3 protein-coding genes and 1 pseudogene are annotated in these 2,867 nt (G+C 63.2%); 2 read left to right on the forward strand and 2 right to left on the reverse strand.

The features are described from left to right. Positions 1–178, reverse strand: a pseudogene (locus tag VGH68_RS23715) (serine protease); the annotation flags it as partial. Positions 179–403: 225 nt separating this feature from the next. Here VGH68_RS23715 and VGH68_RS23720 point away from each other — a divergent pair. Together VGH68_RS23720 and ppk2 are read left to right on the forward strand one after the other, a co-directional pair. Continuing rightward, positions 404–802: a VOC family protein gene (locus VGH68_RS23720; RefSeq protein ID WP_331606146.1), complete on the forward strand. Its 399-nt coding sequence runs from the start codon at positions 404–406 to the stop codon at positions 800–802. A gap of 243 nt (positions 803–1,045) precedes the next feature. Further along, positions 1,046–1,972, forward strand: a complete 927-nt coding sequence (ppk2, locus tag VGH68_RS23725) for a polyphosphate kinase 2 (protein ID WP_331606147.1) — start codon at positions 1,046–1,048, stop codon at positions 1,970–1,972. A 142-nt stretch (positions 1,973–2,114) separates the two neighbouring features. Here ppk2 and VGH68_RS23730 read toward each other — a convergent pair. Then, the coding region (locus tag VGH68_RS23730) for an inorganic phosphate transporter (protein ID WP_331606148.1) at positions 2,115–2,867 on the reverse strand (753 nt) is incomplete at its 5' end.

Here is a 2,867-nt window from a genome sequence, read left to right on the forward strand (position 1 = left end):
GTTCGACGGCAATAAACGCGACCGCCTGCTGGACCCTTTCGAGCGCGCCAATTACGGTGCGGGAGTAGGCGTCGAGCAGTGCGTCGTCGTCGTGAGTGAGAAGGTCGGCGGATTGGGGCCCGGGGGCGTCGGATGCGGCGCTCGACAGGTCATCGATGAAGCGTGGGCGGCTTCCCATGGCGATGCTCCGGATAATCGGGCTGCGAGATGCGGGGCACGCGGTGAGTTTTCAAGGGCACCGGCGGAGCAGCGCCGGGACGGCGGGCCTTCGCCTATGAGACACTTTTCGGGGCAAGCCATCGGTCACAGCGGTGCGCATCGGTCGATCGAGCCACCGGCCACCGTGACCCTGCCCGTACTTGCCGCGACTTTGTCGCTATCCATGCGCCACGGAGACAACCTCATGTCTACCCTCGACCCGTCAGCTGCGCAAACCACGCCGCATGAGCCACGCATCGAATCGCTTAGCGCGATCACGCTGGCCACCAGCGATATGCGACGCGCGCTGCCGTTCTACGAAGCGCTCGGTTTCCCGCTTAAATACGGCGGTCCGCAGCACGCATTTGCGTCATTTGCGCTCGGCGGAAGTTATCTGAATCTGATTGCCGACGCGCGCGCGCCGGTTGCCTGGTGGGGGCGCGTGATCATCTACGTGTCGGATGTCGATGGGATCTATGACAAGGCGCTGGCGGCGGGTTTGCAGCCGTCGTTCGCACCGTCCGACGCACCGTGGGGCGAGCGCTATTTCCATATCACCGATCCGGATGGCCATGAATTGAGCTTTGCGCGGCCACTGCGCTAGCGCCGGATAGTCGCGCAAAACTCGCTATCATGAAGAGCGCCGCAGGTCGCACGTGCCGCGATTGCGCCGATGGAGCCGATGGAGCCGATGGAGCCGATCCCGCCGCCAACACCGCCACTGGATGCGCGGGCGCCACCAGCCCGCGCGGTAACACGGCTGACACCTCGCGCTTCGATAATCGAACGCGTCCGCGTCGCGCTTGCCGCCGCGCGCCATACCATTCCTGTTGCGAGGAGAGCCGCAATGAAAGAGTCGGACCTGAGATCTGAAACCGAATTGATGGTGGAGCGGCAGCGCCGTTTCGAGGAAGACCTCATCGACGCCTACGACGAAGAGCTCGAAATGGAAGTCGACGACCGCATCATCGATGGTGCGGACGGCTTCACGAGCGAACAGCGCGCCGCGCGCAAGCAGTACTTCCGCGAGCTATTCCGGCTGCAGGGCGAACTGGTCAAGCTGCAGGACTGGATCGTCAAGACCGGCCATCGGCTCGTGGTGATCTTCGAAGGGCGCGACGCGGCCGGCAAGGGCGGCGCGATCAAGCGCATCACGCAGCGGCTCAATCCGCGGGTATGCCGCGTGGCGGCGCTGCCCGCGCCGAACAATCGCGAGCGCACGCAGTGGTATTTCCAGCGCTATGTGTCGCACCTGCCCGCCGGTGGCGAAATGGTGCTGTTCGATCGCAGCTGGTATAACCGCGCGGGCGTCGAACGCGTGATGAATTTCTGCACGGACGACGAATACGAAGAGTTTTTCCGGTCGGTGCCCGAATTCGAAAAGATGCTGGTGCGCAGCGGCATTCAGATCGTCAAGTACTGGTTTTCGATTACCGACGAAGAGCAGGAAATCCGCTTCCAGAACCGCATTCTCGATCCGCTCAAACAGTGGAAACTCAGTCCGATGGACCTCGAAAGCCGCCGCCGCTGGGAAGCCTATACGTTGGCGAAGGAAGTGATGCTGCAGCGCTCGCATATTGCCGAGGCGCCATGGTGGGTCGTGCAGGCTGTCGACAAAAAGCGCGCGCGCCTGAATTGCATTCAGCATCTGCTAAGCCAGGTGCCATATCACGAGATCGAGCATCCGCAGGTCGAATTGCCGTCGCGCGTCCATCATGAGGACTACAGCCGTCAGCCGGTGCCGCAGTCGATGATCGTGCCCGAGGTGTATTGATCGGCGTTGCCATCGAGAATCGATCGCGCCAAAACAAGAGCCGCTTTAAAAAGCGGCTTTGTTGTATTCGCGGGCCGGTCGTTGCATCGCCGACCGGCCCGCGGATCTGCGTGGCAAACCAGACCGCGCGAATCGGGCTGACTCAGAACACTGCCCGGAACACCCAGTACAGGCCCGCCGCGAGCCCGATCGACGCCGGCAGCGTCAGCACCCACGCGAGTATCAGGCTGCGCACGGTGCCCCATTGCAGGCCCGAACCGTTGGCGGCCATCGTGCCGGCCACGCCCGACGACAGCACGTGAGTCGTCGAAACTGGCAGGCCGTACGCGTCGGCGGCGCCGATCGTGACCATCGCGACGACTTCCGCGGCCGCGCCCTGTCCATAGGTCAGATGCTGTTTGCCGATCTTTTCGCCGACTGTCACGACAATGCGCTTCCATCCGACCATCGTGCCGAGCCCCAGCGCGATCGCGACTGCCACCTTGACCCACGTCGGTATGAATTTGGTCGCGTGATCGAGCTGCGTTTTGAAGTTGCCGACGATCTTCGCATGCTCCGGCGAGAACTGCGGCTGATTGCTCTTCTGCATCAGCCGGATCGCCTCGGATGCCACATACATGTTGTTGCGCACGTTATCGACGATGCCTTGAGGCACCGCCGCCATCGAGCCCGACTCCCCGACCTGGCGGCCGATCTGCTGGGTCAACTGCTGCAGCGCTGGCACGGTGGCGGGTGTCAGTTGACGCGTGCGCACGAATGCCTCGACATCGGCACGCGGATTCGCGGACGGCGCCACGCCCTGGGTGTAGTTCGCGAGCGTCGCCGCGGTTTGCTGCGCGACTGCAACGAAGTTCTGTGTTTCCGAAGGCGTGACCGCCTTGTTCAGCGCATAGGC

It is taken from the genome of Paraburkholderia sp., from assembly GCF_036488505.1.
Lineage (GTDB): Bacteria > Pseudomonadota > Gammaproteobacteria > Burkholderiales > Burkholderiaceae > Paraburkholderia.